The 24,172-nt window shown below is 31.9% G+C and carries 19 protein-coding genes, 1 pseudogene and 1 riboswitch; of the genes and pseudogenes, 2 read left to right on the top strand and 18 right to left on the bottom strand.

Going from position 1 to position 24,172, the window contains the following annotated elements:
* Window positions 1-238: 238 nt before the first annotated feature.
* The 9 genes from ribH to PND65_RS06785 form a co-directional block, all read right to left on the bottom strand.
* Entirely contained in the window at window positions 239-706 is a 468-nt protein-coding gene (gene ribH / locus PND65_RS06825) for a 6,7-dimethyl-8-ribityllumazine synthase (RefSeq protein ID WP_008394619.1), read from the bottom strand.
* Window positions 707-1,912: a bifunctional 3,4-dihydroxy-2-butanone-4-phosphate synthase/GTP cyclohydrolase II gene (locus tag PND65_RS06820; RefSeq protein WP_008394621.1), complete on the bottom strand. Its 1,206-nt coding sequence runs from the start codon at window positions 1,910-1,912 to the stop codon at window positions 707-709.
* 19 nt (window positions 1,913-1,931) lie between these two features.
* The gene (gene ribE / locus PND65_RS06815) at window positions 1,932-2,567 is read right to left on the bottom strand and encodes a riboflavin synthase (protein ID WP_008394622.1); all 636 of its coding nucleotides are present in this window, start codon (window positions 2,565-2,567) and stop codon (window positions 1,932-1,934) included.
* On the bottom strand, window positions 2,552-3,652 hold the full coding sequence (ribD, locus tag PND65_RS06810) for a bifunctional diaminohydroxyphosphoribosylaminopyrimidine deaminase/5-amino-6-(5-phosphoribosylamino)uracil reductase RibD (RefSeq protein ID WP_008690020.1): 1,101 nt from the start codon (window positions 3,650-3,652) through the stop codon (window positions 2,552-2,554). The genes ribE and ribD overlap by 16 nt, the downstream gene beginning before the upstream one ends.
* A gap of 136 nt (window positions 3,653-3,788) precedes the next feature.
* Window positions 3,789-3,903: riboswitch (FMN riboswitch) on the bottom strand.
* A gap of 109 nt (window positions 3,904-4,012) precedes the next feature.
* Window positions 4,013-4,159 carry a helix-turn-helix domain-containing protein gene (locus PND65_RS06805; RefSeq protein ID WP_271991601.1) on the bottom strand — a complete coding sequence of 49 codons (147 nt, stop codon included), beginning with the start codon at window positions 4,157-4,159 and terminating at the stop codon, window positions 4,013-4,015.
* 184 nt (window positions 4,160-4,343) lie between these two features.
* Window positions 4,344-4,961 (bottom strand): alpha/beta fold hydrolase, encoded by a 618-nt coding sequence (locus PND65_RS06800; RefSeq protein WP_271991599.1) that lies wholly within the window; start codon window positions 4,959-4,961, stop codon window positions 4,344-4,346.
* The gene (locus PND65_RS06795) at window positions 4,958-5,941 is read right to left on the bottom strand and encodes a helix-turn-helix domain-containing protein (protein ID WP_271991597.1); all 984 of its coding nucleotides are present in this window, start codon (window positions 5,939-5,941) and stop codon (window positions 4,958-4,960) included. The genes PND65_RS06800 and PND65_RS06795 overlap by 4 nt, the downstream gene beginning before the upstream one ends.
* A gap of 157 nt (window positions 5,942-6,098) precedes the next feature.
* Entirely contained in the window at window positions 6,099-6,881 is a 783-nt protein-coding gene (locus PND65_RS06790) for a hypothetical protein (protein WP_271991595.1), read from the bottom strand.
* A gap of 158 nt (window positions 6,882-7,039) precedes the next feature.
* Entirely contained in the window at window positions 7,040-10,774 is a 3,735-nt protein-coding gene (locus tag PND65_RS06785) for a P-loop NTPase (protein ID WP_271991592.1), read from the bottom strand.
* 563 nt (window positions 10,775-11,337) lie between these two features.
* Here PND65_RS06785 and istA point away from each other — a divergent pair.
* A complete protein-coding gene (istA, locus tag PND65_RS06780; protein ID WP_271992473.1) occupies window positions 11,338-12,093 on the top strand; it encodes an IS21 family transposase in 756 nt (251 codons plus the stop codon).
* A gap of 397 nt (window positions 12,094-12,490) precedes the next feature.
* Here the strand turns inward: istA and PND65_RS06775 are convergent, their stop codons facing one another.
* From PND65_RS06775 to PND65_RS06735, 9 genes are all read right to left on the bottom strand, one after another.
* A complete protein-coding gene (locus PND65_RS06775; protein ID WP_271991764.1) occupies window positions 12,491-14,404 on the bottom strand; it encodes a UvrD-helicase domain-containing protein in 1,914 nt (637 codons plus the stop codon).
* Window positions 14,405-14,420: 16 nt separating this feature from the next.
* Window positions 14,421-16,343, bottom strand: a complete 1,923-nt coding sequence (locus PND65_RS06770) for an ATP-dependent nuclease (RefSeq protein WP_271991762.1) — start codon at window positions 16,341-16,343, stop codon at window positions 14,421-14,423.
* Between the two features lie 271 nt (window positions 16,344-16,614).
* Window positions 16,615-17,940, bottom strand: coding sequence for a tetratricopeptide repeat protein (locus PND65_RS06765; RefSeq protein ID WP_271991760.1), 1,326 nt, complete (start codon window positions 17,938-17,940; stop codon window positions 16,615-16,617).
* 106 nt (window positions 17,941-18,046) lie between these two features.
* Window positions 18,047-18,445 (bottom strand): hypothetical protein, encoded by a 399-nt coding sequence (locus PND65_RS06760; protein WP_271991758.1) that lies wholly within the window; start codon window positions 18,443-18,445, stop codon window positions 18,047-18,049.
* On the bottom strand, window positions 18,426-19,409 hold the full coding sequence (locus PND65_RS06755) for a DUF4365 domain-containing protein (RefSeq protein WP_271991757.1): 984 nt from the start codon (window positions 19,407-19,409) through the stop codon (window positions 18,426-18,428). The genes PND65_RS06760 and PND65_RS06755 overlap by 20 nt, the downstream gene beginning before the upstream one ends.
* A gap of 285 nt (window positions 19,410-19,694) precedes the next feature.
* Window positions 19,695-20,129 carry a very short patch repair endonuclease gene (locus PND65_RS06750; RefSeq protein ID WP_271991754.1) on the bottom strand — a complete coding sequence of 145 codons (435 nt, stop codon included), beginning with the start codon at window positions 20,127-20,129 and terminating at the stop codon, window positions 19,695-19,697.
* Between the two features lie 10 nt (window positions 20,130-20,139).
* Complete coding sequence (locus tag PND65_RS06745) at window positions 20,140-21,654, bottom strand: Sau3AI family type II restriction endonuclease (RefSeq protein WP_271991752.1); 1,515 nt, start codon at window positions 21,652-21,654, stop codon at window positions 20,140-20,142.
* 54 nt (window positions 21,655-21,708) lie between these two features.
* Entirely contained in the window at window positions 21,709-22,926 is a 1,218-nt protein-coding gene (gene dcm, locus PND65_RS06740) for a DNA (cytosine-5-)-methyltransferase (RefSeq protein WP_195190936.1), read from the bottom strand.
* Window positions 22,927-23,045: 119 nt separating this feature from the next.
* Window positions 23,046-23,249: a helix-turn-helix domain-containing protein gene (locus PND65_RS06735; protein WP_271991750.1), complete on the bottom strand. Its 204-nt coding sequence runs from the start codon at window positions 23,247-23,249 to the stop codon at window positions 23,046-23,048.
* Between the two features lie 440 nt (window positions 23,250-23,689).
* Here PND65_RS06735 and PND65_RS09650 point away from each other — a divergent pair.
* A pseudogene (locus tag PND65_RS09650) lies at window positions 23,690-23,764 on the top strand (hypothetical protein); the annotation flags it as partial.
* Window positions 23,765-24,172: the final 408 nt, after the last annotated feature.

Genomic DNA, 24,172 nt, shown 5'->3' with positions numbered 1-24,172 from the left:
AAAGCGATTTTACCTTGTAAATACAGCGTTTTCCGCTTAGTAGTGTATATTGTTTCTTGTTTTTTGTGCCCCCCTTGTTAGATAACGGGGGCTTACTGTTCGCTCGCAAGCTCGCTCAACTGCCGGAGTGAACCAGCCACTAAAAACGGTGGAAAAATCTAAGAGATTTTCCCACCGCCGTGTCTGGATCACTCCGCCTATTATGCTTTTTCGCTTTACCTTTTAATCCCCAATCATATTATACCTCTAATGCACGAATTAGATTTACCATTTCAATAGCTCCCTGTGCACATTCAGAGCCTTTATTTCCTGCTTTGCTACCAGCTCGTTCTATCGCCTGTTCAATCGTATCTGTCGTAAGAACACCAAACATAACTGGTGTTTCGGTATTTAAACTGATTTGAGCAATTCCTTTTGATACCTCACTACACACATAATCATAATGGCTTGTACTACCTCGAATAACTGCTCCCAAACAAATAATCGCATCATATTTTTTACTTTTTGCCATTTTAGACGCTATCAAAGGTATTTCAAATGCTCCCGGAACCCAAGCTACCTCTATGTCCTTTTCACCAACATTTTCTCTTTTCAAATTATCTAATGCACCTGCTAATAGCTTAGAAGTTATAAACTCATTAAATCTTGCTACAACAATACCGATTTTTATATTTTCTGCTACTAAATTTCCTTCAAAAGTGTTCATTTATTTTTCCTCCATATTCAAAATGTGTCCCATTCGGTCTTTCTTTGTCTTTAGATAAAAACTATCATAAGGATTTGCTTCTATTTCAATCGGTACTCTGCTTGAAATTTTCATTCCATAATCTTCTAACTGATAAACTTTATCAGGATTATTTGTAAGTAAATGCAATGATTTTATTCCCAAATCTCTTAAAATCTGTGCACCGATATAATATTCTCTTAAATCGCCTTGAAATCCTAATGCAAGGTTGGCGTCAAGTGTATCCATACCGTTATCCTGTAAATGATAGGCTTTTAGTTTATTGACAAGCCCGATACCTCGTCCCTCTTGTCGCATATAAAGCAATACACCAGAACCATTTTCTGCAATCATTTTCATTGCTTTATCTAACTGCTGTCCACAATCACAGCGTAAAGAGCCAAAGGCATCTCCTGTTAAGCACTCTGAGTGGACACGACATAGCACATCGTTTCCATTATTCAAATCTCCCATAACCAATGCAACATGATGTTCTCCATTCAATTTATTGATATAACAATGTGCTTTGAAATTCCCATATTTTGTAGGCATTTCTACAACCGAAACACATTCTACAAGCAAATCATATACTTTTCTGTATTCCTGTAATTCTTTAATTGTGAGGGTAGGTATATGGTGTGTTTGAGAAAACTGAATTAAATCAGGTGTTCTCATCATTTTCCCGTTTTCATTCATAATTTCGCAACATAAGCCACATTCTTTTAAGCCAGCCAACCTCAATAGGTCAACCGTTGCTTCTGTATGTCCATTTCTTTCCAAAGCACCTCCGTTCTTTGCAATCAGAGGAAACATGTGCCCCGGTCTACGAAAGTCAAAGGGATTTACATTCTCAGTCACACACATACGAGCCGTTAATCCTCTTTCTTCGGCAGAAATACCTGTTGTAGTATCCTTATAATCAATAGAAACTGTAAAGGCAGTTTCATGGTTATCTGTATTATCTTCAACCATAGGGGAAAGCATGAGCCTGTTAGCCAGACTTTCACTCATAGGCATACAGATTAAGCCTTTTGCATAAGTCGCCATAAAATTAACATTTTCTGTTGTCGCAAATTGTGCCGAACAAATTAAATCCCCCTCATTTTCTCTCTCTTTATCGTCCATAACCAAAACAAGTTTTCCCTCTTGTAACGCCTGCAATGCCTCTTTTATTTTTTGATATTTCATAATTCCTTTATCCTTTCTGCTAAAATCCGTATCGGCATAACAACTCTTTCGACAACTCTGTTTCATTGCTGTTGTCTATGAGTTTCTGCACATATTTCCCTAATATATCATTTTCAAGGTTTACCATATCCCCGACTTGTTTATTCTTGAGAATTGTTTGCTCCAAAGTATGAGGGATAACGGATACCGAAAAATCTGCTTTCGATACTTTTGCGACAGTAAGACTAATACCGTCAATAGCAATCGAACCTTTTTCAACAATTAGATTTAAGATTTCTCTTTGCGTATTGATTTGATACCACACCGCATTTTTGTCTCTACGCACAGACGATATTCTGCCTGTCCCATCAATATGCCCCGTAACAATGTGACCGCCCAACCTGCCATTCATAGGCATAGCTCTTTCTAAATTCACAAGGCTTCCATGTCTTAACAGGCTAAGAGCCGTTCTGTTCCATGTTTCATTCATCACATCAACTGTAAAAGATTGTCGAGTGAAACAAGTAACTGTAAGGCAGATACCATTGACTGCTATGCTGTCGCCTAAATGTATATCCTCTAATATTTTTGAAGCTTTAATGGATAGTTTACAGTTACAAGTATCTTTCTGTATTCTTTCTACTTTACCGATTTCTTCTATTATTCCTGTAAACATGGATAAATCACTTCGCTTTCTATGAAATAATCATTTCCCACTTGAGAAAAAGCATATGGTTTAAGCATAATGGCGTCATTAGGAAAAGCAACACCTTGACCACTTACAGGGCTTTTTGCACTCCCACCAAATATTTTAGGTGCTATATAAATTTGCACCTCATCAACAATCTGTTGCTCAAGAGCACTCCAATTCATTGCACTTCCACCCTCTAAAAGTAGACTGTCTATCTGCATATTTCCTAAACATTGCATTAAATTCATTAAGTCAATATGATTACCTTTTTTCTTCGTATAAATAATTTCACAACCACATTTTCTGTAAAGAGCAATCTTACTTTCATCAATAGAAGAAGTAGCGATATATGTTTTAATGTCATTCGCTGTTTTGATAATTTTTGATGTAATGGGTGTTCTTAAATCTGTATCACATACGATACGAATAGGATTTTCCCCGTTTTCTAATCGGCATGTCAGTAAAGGGTCATCTTGAATAACGGTATTCACTCCTACCATGATCGCAGTAACCTTATGCCTGAATTGATGTACTTGTTTTCTCGCTTTTTCGCCACTTATCCATTTTGATTGATTTGTATAAGTTGCTATTTTCCCGTCCATTGTCATTGCATATTTCATAAAAACATAAGGAATATGCCTTGTAACATATTTTCTAAAAACTTTGATTAACTGTTGACACTCCATTTCTAAAATTCCTATCACAACTTGAATGTTGTTTTCCTCAAGTACCTTTACACCTTTTCCAGACACAATAGGATTACAGTCTAAAGTTCCGACGACTACTCTTGTAATGCCACTTTTAATAATTGCTTCTGTGCAAGGTGGTGTCTTACCATAGTGACAGCATGGTTCAAGTGTTACATAAAGTGTTGCTCCTACAGGTGACTCCCTACAATTTTTTAATGCATTTCTCTCTGCATGCAATCCACCAAAGATTTCATGGTATCCCTGTCCTATAATTCGATTATCTTTTACAATTACTGCCCCAACCATAGGATTAGGATTGACATAGCCAGCACCTTTTTTTGCCAGTTTTATTGCTAATTTCATGTATTCTGTATCGCTCATTTTTACACCTCCAAAAAAATACATGCCTTGAATAAAATCTATCCAAGACATGCAAAAGAGGATTTATGCGATTAAAGAAAATGCTCTGAAACAATATAAAATCATTCCAGAGCACGCAAAAAAAGCATAAACTTACTTTCATCTTCTTTCATCCAGACTATACTGTCGGCTTTGGAATTTCACCAAATCATGCCTTTCGGCTCGTGGGCTATACCACCGGTAGGGAATTACACCCTGCCCTGAAGATAGTTATTCAATTACGGACAATTATAATATCTGATATTATATCTGTCAATAAAAAGTTTTTTTCTCGTTTATCCAAATACAATAATTTGCAAGCAGGTAAACACAGGTTATTTCTTAATATCCTTTTGTTTGGGAAACTCCTGTTTCCCATTTAGAAATTGTCTTATCACTGATTCCTAAAATATCCGCCAACTCTCTTTGTGTCATGTGTTTCAATTTTCTATTTGTCGATATAAACTTACCAACCTTTATCTGATCCATGTTTCTTCCTCCTTATATACATGTACAGAATACTGGATAATTTAATTCTATAGAACCCACGGATCGTAGAGTTTCATATATTATGATTTTTTATTGTTCATTTATCTCTTTATGTCTATACATTTAGAAAATGAATTGCGGAAATTCGGTTTTTTGGCATAAAAAGTTTTGCGGAAATTCGGTTTTATTCAAAAAATCCATTAATGACACCAGCTACCTTCTCAGGCACTTCTTCATTTAGAACATGTCCTGCACCTTCAACAATAATTAGTTTAGCACTTTTTATATGCTCTTTAAGATAGTAAGCTGATTTTAGATTTGTCTTATCTTTTTGTCCACATACAATACATGTTTCATTTTTTAATTTCGATACTCTGTTAGTAAAATTCAGATCTTTCATTGATTTTCCTAAAGCCAGGGTATCTTTTTTAATGAATGCCATATCTTCAAAAAGTGAAGATGGTAAAAATCTTAAAACTATATTCTGTATCGTAAAAACCAGTTTAGGCACCTTATGTGGTGTTGCGACTAACACTAGCTTTTGTACCTTTTCTGGATTTTTCAGTGTATATTCCAATGCCAAAATTCCTCCTAAAGAAAGACCAACAATATTAATCTTCTCTTCAAATTGATCGCAATATGATTTAAATGCTCCATATAGGTTTTTATATGTAGCCGACTTCCCTTTTAAAACATCTCTTAAATCTGGTGTTAAGCACTCATTTTTATATTCAATTTCAGAAAGCACTTTATCCCAACTGTTAGCTCGCTGTCCTGAGCCATGAACAAATATCGTTTTCATGATTTGTTTTTCTTAAATACATTTGCGATTGCCAGAACACCCGGAAATAAAACAGCCGCAATGACCCAAACGATCCATCCTTCCTGCCAGTTTCGTGTAGGCAATGTAATTGCCAGATAGATAGCTGTAACAGATAACCAATAAACCGTTGTGATGACTCCAATGATCGGACTCTTTTCCTTCTTTTCTTTTGTATAGTCTCCTTCCTGTAACAGCTTGGCAAAACTTTCCCAAATAATACCGACACGAACAAGCAAAACAACGCCTATACCTACAATAAATAAAGCTAAACATAACAATGAAACCATCAAGATCAAATTGTTTTCTTCAAACATAACACCAGTAAAAAACGGAACCATGGCCAGGATACATAAAGAAACACCAATGATGTTATTCTTAGTATATGTATTTTGAAATTTCTCTTTTCGTTCATTTACCAGACTGATGACACCATATTCTGTATCAAAGATTTCTTCTTCTAAATATTCATATCGAGCCGTTTTTGAATGACTGTAAATAAAGATAGCTACTGCAATTGCAACAAGAATCATCAATATGATCAACCCCACAGCTCCTGCCACATTTTCGCTGATGCCAAAAGACTTTGTTTCACTTAAAGCACCTAGTATTAATAGACAAATCGGAGAAATAATGCATAAAAAGACTCCATTGGCAATCATCTTTGAAGTTTCTATCTTCACTTCAATAAAACGATTAGCTTCTTCCAATGTTACTCGTCTACCAAAATCATTTTCTTCACTAACAATGACATCCGCGTCTTCGATTTCATCTTTTAGTAAATAATCTGTACTCACTCCAAACAACTTAGATAAGCGAACGATCTTATCTAAATCTGGAACCGATTGCGCACCTTCCCATTTAGATACAGATTGTCGGGATACATTCATTTGGGAAGCTAATTCTTCTTGAGACCATCCAGCCTTCTTTCGCAATCGAATTAATTTATCAGCAAATATCATATTATGTCCTCCTTGTGTTTCAACTTTCGCTCTGATTTTAACATTCAGCACGGTTGCCCACCATAAATCAAGGCTTTCAATGTGTCAACTGGTGGTTGCAACTGCAAGTTTATACACAAATTACGTAGTTTTACTCAATAATTAATCAAGATATGAATCAATAATATTCATCCAACTCTTCCATGGCATCATCAACACCCTTTCGATATTCGCTATCTTCCTGATAACGATCAAGATCATATTCTTCATCTTCTACAATGGCATTATATCCATCTGTATAACTTCCAAGTGTTGGACCTTCTACATCCGGATTATCCAATACCTCATCTTTTTTCTGATTTGAATAATCAGTATTATCATTTAAATGACAAGCTGGACTATCTTCTTCATGTACGACATAAATTGTCTTTAAATCCATATCAAGAGCATTAAAACAAGGCCCATTATAAAAAACATACTTATGCTCATCATTATGAATCTCTAAACTAAGATTTCCTGTATATTCAATATTAGCATCTATGTCTTCATTAATAGCTATTCGCTTAGAATAATCAGAGTATCTATCCTCAAATTTATTACTCATTTTCTCCATAATAGAATATAATTCTTCTGCCTTTTTCTCATTATCTGCAATATCTTCATATTCTTTTATCTTCTTTGAAGAAATCACAACATCAAAATCATATTCTCTTAAATTTTCAAATGATATATCTGTCTTGAAAGTATTAATTGATACATTAATATCATCAAATTCAGCCTTTTGAAGATCTTCCTGCAAAGGAAGTACAAAATCTTCCTGAACAAAATCCTTTGCGACATTTTGACTTTGACCTTCTTTTAAAGCTAAAAAGCCTGGATAAATTACCTTATTACAAACTATTCCAATCCCTATAACTCCCAAAATAGAGAATATTATCTTTTCTGACTTTGATAGATTCATTTATTATCACCTGTCTAATAATTTTCCTTTTTTCTAACTACATACCTAGTAACAATAAGAAAAATATACTAATTTCAAGAAAAATATACTAATTTCTTAAAAATAGAAAAATTGATTGTATATTAAGAAAAACATCTCTAGGAGATCCTAATACAAATTCACATATATAAATCTCTACAAATTTCTTCCACTTCTTCTTGTTGTATCATTTTATAAAGTTTTTCAACTTCTGTTCTAATTTTGTCTTTATGTTTTAAAAATTTCAAACCATGAAGGTATGGGAGCAATGATTCTAGAAAATCGATTTGTTTTTTATAAACTGATGTAAAATTTCCATTAGATACCAAATGAGTAGGCAGTAATGATAATTTATTAAACATTTCAAAATCTTGATTATTATCTAAGAATATCTTTATTGATTCTTTTCTAATATCTTCATTAAGCTCACAAACAAAATTGAAAATAATAACAATTTTACTAGAAAATGCATTTTTTTCGATTAAATCTCTTATCCACTCTTTTTGATGTCTTATGATATTCTCATCAGATTCTACATGTGTCATCACATTTCTGAAAGATTCTTTGATTCTCCACGTATACATCTTATCTTTAGGAAAGTTATAAAACATATAATCAAAGTAATCCTTATATTTTTCCGATTTCCATAAAGCATTATTTATATAAAAATCATGTTTTATTTCATTTTTCCAAAAAAGTTCAGAATATTTTTGAATCCAACTTTCTCCTAATGACAAAAATTCTAGCAAAAAAGTTCCATTTAAATCATGAGTTTCATTTTGTTTTAACATATAAAAATATATTTCTTGCAGAAGATTAATATCGCTTTGAAATAAATGTAACAACTCTTTGGGTAAATAAATCGATTCGTTAAATAACAAACAAAAATACAAATTCACTACAAAAGGACTACAATTTCGCTTTTTAAAAAGAATGGCACAAGAAACTGGATAAATATTTTGATTTATATGTAAAAACTTATCTAAAACTCTTAGAGATCTATAAGAAGCTAAATGAATATTCTTATCAGAATCATTCCTTAAAAAAGCCAAAAATTCATTTAATATTTCTGATGTAACTTTGGTGTCTGGTAAAGTATTAAAGAAACCAAATAACCATTCATATTTCTGAGGAAAATCAGATTGATTTATAAATGATAATAATTGCATAGAGTTCATATTTTTATTTAATTTCTCCAAAACTATTTCTGGATGCATTGAAATATTTTTCCCAAATTGAACAAAAGCTCTCATAAGTTCTTGTAAATGTTCTACATCAAAGTGTTGAACCAGCATTTCAAATCCTTCAACAATATTATATGAATCATATGAATCTTTTCTTAGTAATGTGTCAGACAAAATAGAATTCATACTCTGAACCAAACTAGGAATATCAGAAACCGAAATACTCTGCCCGTATTCTGATATCGACTTTGTTCTCACGCACTGGTAATCTTCATAATTTAATCCTGCTAACTCATAATCGACACGCAGAGTTTGATATAACTCCCATTCTTTCCCTTGCAATAATTTATCCCATTTTTTATTATACTTCACATTCATTTTGTCACCATTCAATAATAATCTTTGAATGACTTTTAAATAACTTATTCGATTACATTTCAATATAGTTAATAATTCCTCAATATATTTAACTTCACTGGATACTATTTCATAATCGGGTTTATCATAAAGATCAATTACATATGATTCTAAAAGTGATAATAAAGCATTGTTCCAAGCAGGTTTTGAGGCAAGGTTTATTAAAATTTTCCAACAAACTTCACGATACTCAACCAAACCTTCCGATTGCTTTATCTCCAAATTATACATAATTAATTTATCATCCCTACCCATTTCAATTGGGAGAAATTTAAAGCCCAATGAATACTTAGACCATTGAAACCCCACCCCTTCTGCTATAACGTTTCCTTTTAAAACTGAATTATATATATACTCTGAAATCATCTTTTGTCCTTGATATCTATACTTATATGAAAAAACACCCACTCCGTAAGAATTTTCTAACCATTTATATCCTGAAACTAAAGTTTTGACATTTTTAGAACAATATTTAAAAAGTATATCTATTACATATTCTAGATATTCACTATGCTGATATCCCGTTAAATATGCTAATACTGATTCATCCTTTGTATAAACATTTGCAGAAAAATCTACAGTCGTAACAGCAAATTCTTCTGAATTAATAGCATCTATACTTCTCTGCGCCAAGAGGAAAGCCTTTTCTGGTCTAAAAACATGAAAATCTTTTACGAAATCCTCATAACATTCATCCTGAGATGTATCAAAATTATCCCATACTTTTAGGATTTCTTGCTCACAATATGCTTTAGTTTCATCAGATTTAAATAAACTAAGAATTGTATTGATACTTCTAATGACACCATTACGAAAGTGCTTGTAACCTATTTCTAAAACTTTAGAAAAAGAAACTATTTTTACCGATAAAAACACATAATATAGCATATAGTTCGACAAACATTGATCAGAAAACATTGCAACTTGATTAAACTGAATTTCAACTACTTCCAATTTAAAAAGGTATCGTATCGTATCTAAAAATACTCTATCAGTAATACCGTAATCATCTAATAACGGTCGCAGAGCAGATATATCGTTTAACAAAACAGCATTTATAATAGATAAAACACCTGCAGTAAAGCAGAGAGCATCATCCCTACCTATAGAGCCGTCTACATATTTTTTATAATACGCTTCATATAATTGAGAAGCGTCTTTGATTGATGTTAAATTTTGTTTTTCAACAGCTAATCTCCCAGCCATGTATGCTATTCTTGGGTTTCCCTCAGAAATATGTATAATTTGTCTAATGTACACTTCATTCTGAATCTTCAAATTATTTTGAAGAAAACCTTTAATTTCCTCATCTGTAAAAGGAGGAATTTCAATAATTTTCGGAACAGAGTATTCTTTTACTGAAGAAATAACCTCGTTCTTTGCATAATCTCTAACTGTTAGAATAATTTTTACTTCATATCCTAGATATCTTTTTGTTGTATATTCGAGGATTGACTTTAGTCCTGCTAATTCATTTGCATCATCAATAAAGAAAAGATATTTATCTGGTTTTTCTGTAGCCGAGATTAAATCATCATAAAGCCCCAAATTATGATTCTTCACGCACAATAAATTATATCCAGCATTTAAAGACACATCACGAGCTACTTCTAAAACAAGCCTGGTTTTCCCTGCCCCTGCTTTACCAGTGACAACTACAATTGAACTCTTCTTTAAAGCATCATTAATTTCTTTCTTTTCTTTTTCTCTATATTGAAAAATCGTATTTAATGGTGCAGTCATATCATTTGCATCATACTGAACAATAAATTCATCAACTGAAAGAATTTGATTTGTGCTAATGCTTAATCCTAAAAAATCTTTTCCCAAAGAACGATAACGATTGTGCACCAGATTAGCAAGTTCATCAATTCCCCAAATTGTTAATAAGATTCCTTTAGATTCACAATAATCATGAAGATACTTGTCGTTTCCAGCACTTAAATTTGATGAAGTATGGCAACATATTATTTCCTCAATATCTTCTACGTGTAATCCAGTCTTAGAGAAATCTAAACATTTATCAATATCCTCTTTGATCTTAGAACAAATTGATTCCTGCTGAATTGTATACACTACAAATACATATTTACCATTCTGTTTTCGAAAGTATGTATCTGGATTACCTTTTGTAGTATTCCCTGTACCTGATTTCATGCCAAAGCCATGTATTGCACCGTACCCTTGCTTAGATATTAATGTATCACAAAATTCTTGAAACGGAGCTGGAGCCAATGCTAGTATTCTTCTTTTTATATCGGTAATATTTGGCATTAAACACACCTCATTCCCAAACTTATATCACTTTTACCTTTTCAGTTATGATAAGTTCTACTTTTTTATTATAGTTCAGTTCATTATATTCAGCCATTCCTATTTATTATACTTTCTTCAAAAATAACATATGAGTGATTTAGAGACTTCAATACATACTAAAAACTAAATCTACATAACCTAAAAATCATTATAAATTTTTATCAATCTCGACATTTATACGAAACTATAAAAATTTTTAACATTTTCAACAAATATTTTGAACATTATGAGGTTAGTTGGATTTATACATAATGCTCGTAATATTTCTCAAACAGAAAGAAAAATATTATTTGTTCAATGAATATTCCAAAGTGGCAGAGCCACCTAATCCAACAAAATAGAGCCGCATATTCCAATCTGAAGAACCACTTAATCCAAATCACAGAGCCAGACAATCCGATTTGAGAGCCAATCTCTCAAGGCGGCGGTAGCCTGGTTTTTTTCTATCCTCTAATTTCTTAAGATATGTATGCGATCGTTATCGCATTCTTTAATATCTTGGAAAATTGGAGGTGTTTTATATGCGAGATTTAAAGAAAATCCTGAAGTTTAGAGCTTCAAATAAGAGCCAACGCTTTATTGCAGATTCTCTGAAAATATCCAGGAATACAGTCAGTCGGATATTTTCATTGGCAGACCAGAAACAGCTGCATTGGGAAAAGGCCCAGAACATGGATGAGGATCAAATTGAATCCTATCTGTTTGGAAACGATACAGTGAACCTTGTCTATCAATCCCCAGATTTTGAAATGATCCATAAAGAGCTTTTTAAACCGGGAGTCACTCTTCAACTGTTATGGGATGAATACGTCGAACAATGCAGGTCCATTGGAAAACCATTCTATCAGAGAAGTAATTTCTACAGGCTGTATACAGATTATGTGAAAAAACATCGTCTTACGATGCATATCAACCATAAACCGGGCGACAGGTTGATGGTGGACTGGGATGGCAAGATCATGGAAGTAACCGATCAATATACCGGAGAAATAACAAAGGCTTATCTCTTCGTGGCCACTCTTCCGTTTAGTATGTTTTCCTATGTGCAGGCTTGTCCTTCCATGGACTCGAAAAACTGGATCGATTGTCATATCAATGCTTTTCGTTATTTTGACGGGGTCACCAGACTGCTGGTGCCGGACAATCTTAAGACAGGGGTGGATTCCAATAAAAAATATGAAGATCCTGTATTAAACAAATCCTATCAGGAAATGGCCAATCATTATGGAACCACTGTAATCCCAGCCAGGATCAGATATCAACAAATTGAAGGTTAAGCGTATAAATTATTTCTCTAATTTTAAAATAGTTTTGATTATATACCTTCTAACTACTTTTTTAGTCGAAAGCATAAAAAAAGAAAGTCATTTAACGTTACCAATTTTATCATTTTTTCAATTTTGGAAACGTTAAACGACTTTTTCTCTTATATGTTATTCGAACTCCGAAATGAAATGATTATAGTGAACATATTTGTTAACATATATATCAAGAAAAACTCTAATTTTATGTATCTTATTCAACCTATTATACATATATTTATATTTTGGTAGCACAATGGTATCAAGTATACATGCCTTCAAAGTTATTTGTCATTCAGCTACCTTCAAAATTTCTATTTTGTAAATCATTCCGTATCACATAATTATGCTATGCTTTAACACGAACAAATACTTATTTTCTCAAATCAATAATTTCCCAATCATCCTTGAATACTTCTTGACTTTTTTCATAAGTTTTAGCTTGCATTGCAACACATAACAGTTTCTTTGCTCTACTCATGCCAACATAAGCAAGCTTTCGACTATACTCAAACAACTCCGAACCACCGCATTTGCCTACACCAAAATATGGAAGAATTCTATTTAAGTCAGATGATCCTTGTCTGTCGGTTTCAAGATAAAGAGTTGCATCATGTGTTTCACCTTTTACTCCATGAATAGTATCAAATTCTATTCTACGTCCTCTTATTGGATCAATATATATGTTTTTTTCCGACTTTTGCACCTGATTTCCAGCGGCATTTTCATCAAGAAAAGCCTCTGGTAGCAAAGCAAAAAAATCATCTATATCTGGATTCTTAACTTTCAAAATTTTATTTATATTTTGACGCATCAGAGAGTCAATATTCTCCCTATCAAAATTCTGAATCCTAGACAATTCATAAATCCACTGGCTATATTCTTCTCTATATTCATTAGTAAGCTTTCTTCTTATTGTATACACAGAATATTCTCTGCCTGAACTTGGAGATTTAATTTTTATATAATGAAATATGCAACATAAAATTTCACGAACAGTATATTCTACTTTATACAAATTACCCTCTAATAAATTTGTAGCAATATCATCTATTAATTTCCAATACTTGTGTTTTGCTTGATTTTTAACGGAACTATCAAATTCTGTCCAATAGCTTCCTATTTTAAGTCCTGGGGAGTCTTTATTTCTAATAGCACCAATAGCTTTATATATAGCTTTATTATCATAAAGACCATGGCTCTCTAAAACACCTATGAATTCGCTAATTACTCTGTCAATTTTATCAGGATCAAAGACAAGTAATATTGGCTTTAATCCTGTATTGCCTACAGATGTAATGATAGTTTCATCGGATTTCTTTAATTTACATATCACATCTGCAATTTCCTGGCTATATCTACAAGAAGTTTGTATCGGCAAAAAACCGTCCTGTGGCACCCAATCTGACACTTTGACTTTTGAAGAATTATAAATAGCTTGATCTGGATCTCCTATTTTGATTAATGTACATTTTTGTGGGTTAAATATTGCAGAGATGACTTGTCGTTGAATAATATCACAATCTTGATATTCATCAATAAAGACATACTGGAAACGTAATGAAAATAAATCTTGATACGTTTCAGATAGAACACTTACAGCCTGATTAGCATATAAATATGCATCTTTGTATCGTATTATACCTTCGTATTTTAAAAGATCAATAATTAAGTCTTTGTACTGTTTAGTAGAAGGTTTACCTCCAAGAGCTAACGCATTTTTTTGCTTACCTACACAAAGAGCTCCATCATCACGTATATAAAGTTCCTGAATATATTCGAGTAGATTATTAAATTGACCACCAGTTTTAAATCTATTCTTTATTAAATAATCAAGAGCATTATACTTCTTAATGTTTTGCATCCTGTCTAGCATATGCTGCGCATAAGTATGATTGTCAACCACTTGTACATTACGACCAGAAATATTTCTCAAATATGGCATAGTAACAAATTTATCAACAAATGATTGAATCGTTCCGATATAATTTGGATAGCTAAAAAGTTTATCAGCATAACTTGATAGACGTTTTTTTATTTCCTCTACAGCAACATTAGTGTGAGATAGAACACAAATTCCTGCACCTTTTTCAAATGGCATCCGATCACTCAATAGTTTCAATTTTGCAAGAAGGACAGTTGTTTTACCACTTCCCGGGCAAGCAGATATATCGGTGGAATGCCAACAACGAATAACATTTCTTGCATCTTCTTGAAAGTGTGCTCCTTCTGGCAAAAGAAGATTCTCAATTGATTCAATATCTTGATCAGAAATTTCCAATTCCATAGTAGAATTCTCCTTTTTAATCTCTTTCTCCTGCAGCATATTTGATAGCTTTCACAATATAGCTTAAGAATTGATCTTCTTCAATTTTAGTTTTCAACTCTAATCTCTTTTCCTCATCTTTCTTTAAACTATACAAATCAAGATCAATCATCTTCTCTTGCGATAGTTCGCTTGGAATAACAGATATTCTCCAACGCAAGATTGATGCTAAACATTGAGAAACGATTGCTTTTAAGCTACTTTTCCCATCCCCATTGAGCATTAAATTGTAAATTTTATATGCTTTTTCTGCCTGAGATAAATCATGCCACTGCTTTTTTTCTTCTTCAACTATTTTGTTTGCTTCAGTGATTTTTTTATCAGTAAGTGAAATGTGTTCTCGTGCATTCAAAATTTTCTTTCCGTAATGAACCGCTTTATGGAAGTCTTCTGAAAGACTACTCATAGCAATACAATATTCCAACGTCCATCTAGGTGAAGTAAATCCGTGGACTGATCCTTCGGTGTATTTTTCATTTTTCTCTTTTTCGTTTTGCTCAGATTCAATTATTTTTTCATTGAACGTTTTTCTCTTTGTTACTGGGTCAACATCATATGGTTTTACATCACAATCTGTAATCACAGAAACTGGAATATTAATTGTTTGTCCATCTTCTCTTACCATAATCCTACTGTATCTAAGGAATGCAGTACTTCCAACATTTACAATGGATATTCCGTATTTTTCTAACGGATAACCTAAAATATCAGCAATTACAGGAATAAGTATATTCTCAGCGTCACCTTCTACCATTATAATGCCCTTAGCAAAAAATAAGTTAGCTTTTGTTGAATCGAGAAAACGCTGAAGAAACAAATAATCCCCTTTTTGAAGCCCTGTTTTTCCCTCAGCCAAATCATAACCAGCACCATCTTTCATTAATATCAAATTTTTAAGATTGATTTTTGAAGCAAGTATTGGACTATGTGTAGATATAATAATCTGAACATCATTCTCGTTATATTCGTTTTGAAGATAATTGATTAATCGAAGTTGAGCCTGTGGATGAAGATGTGCTTCCAATTCCTCAATAAGAGCCAATTTCATGCCACCATCGTTATCATCCTTAAGCAGTAATAGTTCTGCTGCAATAAATAACAGATTTAATTCTCCCAAACCTGGATTTATCTCTGGAGCATTCAAGGACAGAGATTCAAGTATAGACTTTAATTGAATATCTGATGTCTTAAACTCTGCGTTACTGGCTTGTCCTCTGTCATTAAACAATTCTAAATTATTACAGATTGTTTGAAGAATACACTTTCCCTCAGGATCATTCGTGAAATATTCCTCTATCTGCGTATTCGCTTCTTGAAAAATATCTTTGATAGCATGTTCTTTTTTGCCTTTGAAAACGGGGTGGCTAAGAAGTATTTGTGAAATTCTGGAACCTCGTCCAGAACTCATTTCACGTTTAGCGTCCCTAAGTGGTTTTAAGTAGACCGCTTTCAACAAATCTCTTGCTTTTCCATCAATTGAAACACTGTCATCTACATCCCCTACCCGTAATTCCTGAAATATTTTATGGCCTTCTTTCCATGCACGATAATGAAGTTCAAGTATGTATTCCACTTTTTCGCCATTCTTTTCAAATTTTAAATACTCGATAAAGTTTTTTGCTTCATTTTGAGTAAAATTCGTAATTCTACAATCAATTTTAAATTCGCTACACTCCTCTCCATGGGTAGACTTATAAAAATCATCATCCATAGGCCTAATATATTCATTACTTTGAGTTAACAAAACTAGCTTGAGTGCATCAATTACTGCAGTTTTCCCTGAATCATTTTCTCCTATCAAAGCATTTAATCCTTTATGAAAAGTAATATGCAATCCTGGAAGACCATCTTTAGATTTAAATCTACGGAAATTATATATTTTTAATTCAGATATAATCATAATGTTCCCTTCTATTTTTCCTTTCTTTTTTCGCTAATCATATAAATATAAGTTAAGCTACTAAATTATTCATTATTTTAAACCAAATTATATATCTGAGACATTCTTACGTAACATCTATTCTCGAATACGGTGCTCAATAATTTTTAATCATATTATTCCAAATTAAGTTTTTTAAAAAGAACTCTTGTAAATTTCCAAATTAAACTAACCGTATTTTAAAATACATTTTCTTATATCATATATGATTTTAAATAATATCAATGATGCACTATTTATATATTTTAAGCATGTCAGAATACTCTGATTTATACTTTTTGTTGTGTGGATCTAGTTCAATTGCTCTATCAAAGTAATCAAACATTTTCTGATATTCCTTTTCAATAAAATAATAAACCCCTATATTCCACCAAGCATATGATGCAGTCGGTATATATATAGTTATCAATTTATTAGCTTTAAAAAATTCCTGATAATTGTGCTTTTCATAGTAATATTTGCTATGTTTAATTAGTCTTGATTCAACATTTTTTGAAAAATCATAAGTCTGATTATTATTTCGATTATAAAGAAATAGTTGCTTAGGAGTGTAATCACAATTAAATGATTCATCAAACAATTTAGAGAACTCCTTTAACTTATCATTAATAGCATCTATCGATAAAGGAGACTCAGGTACTTCATCACATAAATATTGTAATAAAATAGATATCGCTTCATCAAATGTAACTTTAGAAACAATTGGTTTTGGCAAATCAAAAAGTAAACTTCTCTCTCCTAAAGAAATATTCATCTCCTTAAAGTAATAATCAGAAACAGAGCAAATATCTGATAAATCTCCTATATTGATTAATCCATTATTTTTATCAAACTCATCTAAAATCTCTTTTCTTTGTGTATTTATTACAACTCGGACTTCACTCTGATGTTCAAATCTAAGTTGTTTAAAAAATAATTCTTTTGGAGCTTGTTCTGCTAACATCCAATTTTTACTTCTATCTACATAATGAACCGGATTAATGATTATTTCATGATTATATACTCCTTGAGAACGCAATGACTTTCTAATTCTTTCAAAAAATTCTTTAGGCTTGTATATAAAAATAACAACAGGTTTTTCTTCATCATCAAGAGAATCATACTCCTCTTTAGTGACTTCAGTAAAATCTTGAAAATAACTTTTAGGTATCACGCCTTTTTTTAGATTATTTAAAAAATGATCTGTATATTCTTCTGAAAATAAGGATTTACTTAATCCATACAAACAAAAAGAACGCAAATTTAAAATTTCATCGTCAAAAAAACAGAACTTATTGACTTCTTCAATATATTCACAAAACGAATTAGCTCTCAGTGATAAAAAAAATGCTTCAGCTCCATCTATGTTTTCTACAGCAGAATAGCAGCCCTCTAATTGATCGCCTTGACCATCTTTATCTATTTTTCGCCATTCCTTTGGAGTCCCAAATCTAATCAATCCTTTTTCAACAAATGCATCGGCATATTTCCTTATTGTGCAACGTAAAAGCATTATAGTTGGTGAATAATTCGTTGAAATCCCTTTATATCTTATATTTGGATGATGAATAAATACCATCAAATCACCTCTATTTCAAATTACACTTTCTCATAATTTATTGTTTCCATGAGCAAAGACTATAATTCCTTCATATTTTATGAAATTTTCAATATATGTCATCACTTTAGTAACATCCTCCTATAGTTAAAATGATTTGTGTATACTTATAACCTTTATTTTTATTACTACATTCCATAACTATGAAATAATCACTCTCATTTTTTGCTTTTACAACAATTCCTTGTGAAAAATCTGTTTTCCAAAGAGCTTTAACACCATAATATCTAGCTACAACTGCATTTGTAGGATTTGGAGATTCAGTATCAAAGCCATTTTCGAATAACCAAGAATAATAATTTTTAATAGCAGGAGGTGGCCCCATAAAATGAAACGCCCTTACTATCGCCATTTGAAAATCCATCTCTTCTTCAATATCAATTAAATACTTTTCAGTGGGATCCAGACTATATCCATCGAAAGATTTTGTTCTTCCTGCATCTGTATTAAGTTTTATTTCTTTCATTTTCTTCTCCTTTCGGTCTTATATCAGTATAAGGTTGAATTTGTGATACATATTCATCCACGTTTAAAAATGATTTCCCTAATTCATTTAAACTAATATCCAACATATATTCAGCAACTTCACCTGAATGAATGATGCTTCTCATCGGATTTAATTTTTTTCGAAAATCCTCAAATTCATCACCTACAACCAACCATTCTCCAATTTCTTTATCAAAATAACAATGATACTCTCTCCAAAGACGTCTATCATATTCATAAAAAAAATCTTCATCTGCTGCAAAATCTGCCCAAGGAAATAACCGAGAAAACACCTCAACATAAGGTGTAAATGGAAACCAATATGGGTACGAATACTTTTTAATACTTTTTCCATCATTTACAATAAATTCCATATTTCCTCTTCCGTTGCTCTTATTTATCCATTCTTCTGAGTGTAGTTTTATTTGACCGCCATCTTGAATAATTTTCATAAAATTTTTTTGAGATAACAAAAAATTATAATTAGCAATATGATGCGGTAAATTCGTTAAAGAAATAAGTTTATTATTTGATACATTATCTAAAAAAATTTGAGTTAGAGGGACCTTCACAAAAAGCCCTTTTCCTTTTCCATTATTGGTTCTTTCAATGCTTTCAGCAGTTAATTTTTGCCAAATACATAAATTATCATCTGGATTGTACAGAACAATTATGCATGGTAAAGTGTTCATAGTCCAATAGTTATACTGTCTTTCATCTATGTCACGAAATATAATATAATTATCTTTTTTTTCTTTAAACCAACTTATTCCTGATTTTATTTGTAAAGCGAGAAGCTGTTTTGACTTTCCTGTTGGTTCTGTTAGCTCCATATGAGCATCAATACCTATATCATTTATCGGTTGCTCACGAAACATCCATTGGTTTCGTTCCGCAATCTCTCCAACATGATTAATCCCTATTCTTTCTGTTTTATTAGCCATAAGCATTCTCCTTTTTATCTCTAGTAATTTAGATACAACAAATCTATTGCTACTATTTTTCATAGTTTCATTTTATTAATTAACAATACACATTATTAAATTCTTACATAATTTCACAAACCCCTTATTGTATTGCCATCTATTTATCTTGAAATCAAAAAAATAGTTTTTATCATTAATTTTCATTTCATCATATAGAATATAAATCTATTTTGAAATTTTAGGAGTCCATACCGTAAAAATATACTAATAAATCTCAATTAAACAATAGTCATTTAATACAGTCTATTCTCTGATATATATTTCATAAATGTTTTCTTCTATCTCATCTATACAGTATGGTAAATATCTTTTTACATCATTACTCCAAAAGTGTAATGGTGTCCAACCCATTTGATGAAGTAAATTGTCATTTCTTAGATCTCTTTGAATGTTCTCCTCAATCTTTTCAATCCAATAATCTTTATTGTTCTTAAGTTTATCTTTCGTTTTTTCGAAATCTTTCCCGTGCCAAAATTCGCCGTCAACAAATATTGCTATCTTATATTTTGGTAATGCTATATCAGGTGTCCCAGGTAATTTTTTATAATTCAATCGATAACGATACCCTTTATGCCATAAAGCTTTTGCAAGCACAGATTCAACCTTACTTTTTTTATGGCTCAACGCCTTCATACGCTTTGAAACTTCCGGAGTAGTTTTTAAATTTTGATGCTTCACATACATCACCTTACTTTAATTGTTTTAATATATATTGCTTGTTCAACCAAAAACTCTGTTTTGTCATCCACTCTCCATTTGGCAATTCATCTGCATCTCTTTCAACATTGCCTTTTAAAAATCCATCATTTAACTTATAAGCGGATTTCTGGGCATGAGGACGTATATGTATGATTTCAGTATCTTTCATTCCAGGTAAGTTATTCTTAACTTCTAATTCACCATCTAGATTTTTAACCTTTTTGAAAATCACTCCATTTTTGATTATATTTTTATAATTTTGCCATTCACTTTTCACAATCTCATTCAAATCATAGTAAGGCATGTGCCATAATTTTGCTTTCTGTAGTACATAAACATCATTAACTCTTTTGAAAACTACAAATAAGAATTGCGTTAAATCAAAATAATTGAATACTGTCGAATCTTCCCATTCTTCTTGTACAAGTTCTTTAAATTTAAATGGTGCAAAAGACATATTTTCTCTATTCTTTCCATTTTCTTCTATTCGTATGGTCTTGACCACGATATTTGCTTTTTGAAATTCTGCAGCATGATTACCTTTGATTCCTAACATTCGGAATGTAAGATCATTCCATTGTGCTTTGTTATTGTTATAAGGGCAATCATACATTTCACATAATTCTTTATCTGTCATGCCAATGTGCTTATTTATCAAAGATACAACATGCTCTTGGAAATTTGTTTTGATGTCTTCTTTTATTATTGATTCACACGGCACATTGTTTTGAAGGATATAATTTTTCAAAACATAATTCATGTAAGATACTTTGAAACAATAATTTCTTTTCTTAGCTAAAGTATGATCACCATAATATTGTGGTCGCATGCTTTTTTTGGCAGTTGCGCCTTTCGTACAAGCTCCCAGATACATCGTATCTCCTTCGCTTAATTCATGAGCTTTTCCTTGTTTGATTTTTTCATTGATCTGATTATAGTCATCGATGATTATCTTAAGATCATCCTTAGGCGGACTAAATAAATTTACAAATTTAATGACATAATCCAAACGTTCTATGGACTTGTCCCTCAAATAATGAATCAAAAGGATACATTTAATTTTTTCCCATACATGACTTTTATAGAAATCTTCTTCTACAGGTTCATTGTAAGAAATATTTGTTATGGACAGTCTTTCTCCTGCTCGATATTCACCTTTTTTCGTCTTATCAATAGGTGTTTGTTTTAATTCTAATCCTATCTTATTAAAATCCGCTTCTTGATTACCATTTGGATCATAACCAAAATAGTATTTTTCTATAAAATTACCCAATTGACCTTTCGCTTTGTCATTCAAAGATGCTCCAAAACCATATTCTACTGTTTTTTCTCTTACTACCATATTTTCAAAATTGGCATATGCATCATATAAATTCCCTCCATAACTTTTTATTGGACTTTTTTCATATTCTTCCAATACCTCATGAAAGGTCATTCCTTCCAATTTTTTTGCATATGAATAAATACTATTGATATCTGTATCATCATAATCAAATAACTTCATATCTATCACCCTCTTTCCCTATATGCACAAAAATCTTATGCCTAAAACATAAGATCATTGTTCTTTATCGATTATTTTATCCAAAACTTTTGCCATTCTTGTGATCATTGGTACTACCAATGCATTCCCCATGCAAAAGAATCTCATCCTATTAGGCATTCCACTATTAGTCCAATCGTCATCGAAACCTTGCAAACGTTCTGCTTCGATTGGAGTCAATGTTCTCAATCTTCCTGTTCCAGGATCTGAAACGACATGTGTGCTTCTATTCAAAGTAGATTCGCTAGTAAGCATGGTTCTACCTGGTTTATCCCATGAATCCGGAAAAGCAATAGGCCCCTCTGAAAAGACATACTCATGCCCTGTCTTAGATACACGATTTATTTTTTTCGCACCTTTCAAATAAGTCCATTTGCTCATTTTTTCGTTTGTTATATAAAAACTTTCGTCAACATTAGACTGTAAGATATCTCCCAATAGTATAGGTGTCTCCATTACCGGAACGACATTATTTGTATATATTTTTCCATTTCTCATTAATCCAGCTGATTTAAAATCAAATGAAAATTTATCTGTCATTTCTAATAGATCATTCATCAAAGTTCCTTCAAAACAATTCTCCACTTGTTCGATTGGAAATGATTTCGCCATGAATCCATCTGAATTGATCAGTGATAATTCGTCCATTTCTTTTACTGAATCAGCATAAACCGTATCATTTCTATATGCAAAGATAAATACTCTTCTTCTGCGTTGTGCCGCACCATATTCAGCAGCATTTATCACTCTCCACTCAGCAGAATATCCTAAGGTATTCAAACAACTTAAGATGATACCAAAATCTCTCCCACGTTGTTTTGCTGGAGATTTTAATAATCTATCAACATTTTCAAAAATGCAAAATGCAGGTCTCTTTGCTTCGATGGTATCTCTAATTTGCCACCATAGAACTCCTTTTTTTCCTTCGATACCTTTTGAACTAGATAACGATTGAGCTACTGAATAATCTTGGCAAGGAAATCCACCAACCAAAAGGGTATGATCTGGAATAGCATTTTTATCTACAGTAGAAATATCTTCACAAGTATGAAATTCCCCATTTATATCTGGTGAATCTCCAAAATGTTGCACATAGCACTGATTTGCCCATTGTGTTCTCGCCCCTGGTTCCCATTGTGAAAACCATGTAGTTTTCCATCCAGAATCGGCTCTTTCAAAACCTAATCTAAATCCTCCTACACCGGCAAATAATTCACATATTGTTTTGTTCATAAAGTCCTCCTAGTTTACACTTCTCACTTATTTTTTTGGAATCTAAGCTTTGCCTTGAACACTATCAAACGATAGATCATGATTCCATACCGAAATGAGCCTCAGCTCAAAAAAGAAAATCAATCAACAACTTCTATGATTTCATCAAAACTATTACAACCTAAAAACTTATAAATCTTTAATAAATTTTCCATCGAAATAGTCTCATTTTTTGACAACTTTGCTAAAGTCCCAGGAGAAATTCCAGCTTCTTTTGCAAATTCCGTCTTTTTCAAACCTTTATCAATTATTTTTTTGAATAAATTATTATAACTTACTTGCATATTGATTTTCCTTTCGACAATAAAATTATATCAATTATAATCATATAATTGAATAGTTTTTTCATATAATTGGATTTTTTATTTGTTAAATTGAAAAAACATCTTGTCTAGAGGCTTATTAACTTTTATCCAATGTTTATGAAAAATAATGACTCCAAGAAATACTGTAAAACCGACTTCAATTGAATGACACTGAAAAATTAAGAAAAAACAATAATCCAGGATGAATGAGAAGTATATTACAGTTAGCCGAGTTGGACAGAATGAGTAGAAAAATTTTGATACACAAGAAGCTTTTTTTAAGAAAGGAGCATTTTAGAATAAAGCGGTCGTAAACGATTTTGGGGAGGCTGAAAAACGTGATTTTTTATAAAAAGAATTAACAGAAGGTCAGCATTGATAGATTAATCAATGTTCTCGATTAACTTTTCACGCGGTACAATACAAAAAGAATCAAGCAATCATTACATTATCTTATCCCTTATGAATACAGACAAAGCTTAGGACAAATATAAATTAGTCAAAATTATTATCCGCACTCCTTACTAAAAAAACCAACTATCGTATAACTTACAATAGTTGGATATTTCTATTAAAGCCTTCCTATCACACAAACTTTAAAATGTCAAATATTTCAATGAATTAATCACTTAATTCTTATGGTAGATATTTTTATTTACAAATCGCTTAGGCTTTGAGTTTTTGTCATGTGCTTATATAAGTAGCCCAGTCAAACTACTACTAATAATTGAAAAGCATGTCACTACATTTAATATTTAACAAAAAGATTCTCGAATATACTAAGAACATTGCTCTAGGATAGATACTACAAGTCGAGTCTGATCGCAGAGTTTTTCATAAGCTTCTATATCATTTAAACGCGTAATTCTTTCAAATTCAGCGCATTCATAGGTCATATGCAT

Origin of the sequence: Faecalitalea cylindroides (assembly GCF_028321995.1) — a bacterium.
GTDB lineage: Bacteria > Bacillota_I > Bacilli_A > Erysipelotrichales > Erysipelotrichaceae > Faecalitalea > Faecalitalea cylindroides.
The sequence above is the reverse complement of the archived record's forward strand: the minus strand, read 5'-3'. Positions and strand labels throughout refer to the sequence as shown.

Excerpts from the sequence above, each read along its gene's own strand:
- ribH (WP_008394619.1), bottom strand. The coding sequence starts at position 706 with ATGAACACTTTTGAAGGAAATTTAGTAGCAGAAAATATAAAAATCGGT.
- PND65_RS06820 (WP_008394621.1), bottom strand. The coding sequence starts at position 1,912 with ATGAAATATCAAAAAATAAAAGAGGCATTGCAGGCGTTACAAGAGGGA.
- ribE (WP_008394622.1), bottom strand. The coding sequence starts at position 2,567 with ATGTTTACAGGAATAATAGAAGAAATCGGTAAAGTAGAAAGAATACAG.
- ribD (WP_008690020.1), bottom strand. The coding sequence starts at position 3,652 with ATGAGCGATACAGAATACATGAAATTAGCAATAAAACTGGCAAAAAAA.
- PND65_RS06805 (WP_271991601.1), bottom strand. The coding sequence starts at position 4,159 with ATGGATCAGATAAAGGTTGGTAAGTTTATATCGACAAATAGAAAATTG.
- PND65_RS06800 (WP_271991599.1), bottom strand. The coding sequence starts at position 4,961 with ATGAAAACGATATTTGTTCATGGCTCAGGACAGCGAGCTAACAGTTGG.
- PND65_RS06795 (WP_271991597.1), bottom strand. The coding sequence starts at position 5,941 with ATGATATTTGCTGATAAATTAATTCGATTGCGAAAGAAGGCTGGATGG.
- PND65_RS06790 (WP_271991595.1), bottom strand. The coding sequence starts at position 6,881 with ATGAATCTATCAAAGTCAGAAAAGATAATATTCTCTATTTTGGGAGTT.
- PND65_RS06785 (WP_271991592.1), bottom strand. The coding sequence starts at position 10,774 with ATGCCAAATATTACCGATATAAAAAGAAGAATACTAGCATTGGCTCCA.
- istA (WP_271992473.1), top strand. The coding sequence starts at position 11,338 with ATGCGAGATTTAAAGAAAATCCTGAAGTTTAGAGCTTCAAATAAGAGC.
- PND65_RS06775 (WP_271991764.1), bottom strand. The coding sequence starts at position 14,404 with ATGGAATTGGAAATTTCTGATCAAGATATTGAATCAATTGAGAATCTT.
- PND65_RS06770 (WP_271991762.1), bottom strand. The coding sequence starts at position 16,343 with ATGATTATATCTGAATTAAAAATATATAATTTCCGTAGATTTAAATCT.
- PND65_RS06765 (WP_271991760.1), bottom strand. The coding sequence starts at position 17,940 with ATGGTATTTATTCATCATCCAAATATAAGATATAAAGGGATTTCAACG.
- PND65_RS06760 (WP_271991758.1), bottom strand. The coding sequence starts at position 18,445 with ATGAAAGAAATAAAACTTAATACAGATGCAGGAAGAACAAAATCTTTC.
- PND65_RS06755 (WP_271991757.1), bottom strand. The coding sequence starts at position 19,409 with ATGGCTAATAAAACAGAAAGAATAGGGATTAATCATGTTGGAGAGATT.
- PND65_RS06745 (WP_271991752.1), bottom strand. The coding sequence starts at position 21,654 with ATGAAGTTATTTGATTATGATGATACAGATATCAATAGTATTTATTCA.
- dcm (WP_195190936.1), bottom strand. The coding sequence starts at position 22,926 with ATGAACAAAACAATATGTGAATTATTTGCCGGTGTAGGAGGATTTAGA.
- PND65_RS06735 (WP_271991750.1), bottom strand. The coding sequence starts at position 23,249 with ATGCAAGTAAGTTATAATAATTTATTCAAAAAAATAATTGATAAAGGT.